Origin of the sequence: Novosphingobium profundi (assembly GCF_020524485.1) — a bacterium.
GTDB classification, from domain to species: Bacteria; Pseudomonadota; Alphaproteobacteria; order Sphingomonadales; family Sphingomonadaceae; genus Novosphingobium; species Novosphingobium profundi_A.
Window position 1 is genome coordinate 1 of sequence record NZ_JAIVLF010000015.1, and the last position, 625, is coordinate 625.

Sequence of the window (625 nt, forward strand, 5' to 3'; positions counted from 1 at the left end):
TCTGCGACTCTCAATAGCTCCATCCGCAAGGGACTTCACCGTCGAGAGCGTACCTTCTCCCGAAGTTACGGTGCCATTTTGCCTAGTTCCTTCACCCGAGTTCTCTCAAGCGCCTTGGTATTCTCTACCCGACCACCTGTGTCGGTTTGGGGTACGGTTCCTGGTTACCTGAAGCTTAGAAGCTTTTCTTGGAAGCATGGCATCAACCACTTCGTCATCTAAAAGACGACTCGTCATCAGCTCTCGGCCTTGAAACCCCGGATTTACCTAAGATTTCAGCCTACCACCTTAAACTTGGACAACCAACGCCAAGCTGGCCTAGCCTTCTCCGTCCCTCCATCGCAGTAACCAGAAGTACAGGAATATTAACCTGTTTCCCATCGACTACGCTTTTCAGCCTCGCCTTAGGAACCGACTAACCCTGCGTCGATTAACGTTGCGCAGGAACCCTTGGTCTTTCGGCGTGGGTGTTTTTCACACCCATTGTCGTTACTCATGTCAGCATTCGCACTTCTGATACCTCCAGCAAGCTTCTCAACTCACCTTCACAGGCTTACAGAACGCTCCTCTACCGCGTCACTTACGTGACACCCGCAGCTTCGGTGTGTGGTTTGAGCCCCGTTAC

Annotated in this window: 1 rRNA gene; it reads right to left on the reverse strand. The window is 52.0% G+C overall.

Going from position 1 to position 625, the window contains the following annotated elements:
* A 23S ribosomal RNA gene (locus LC060_RS20890) occupies positions 1-625 on the reverse strand; the annotation flags it as partial.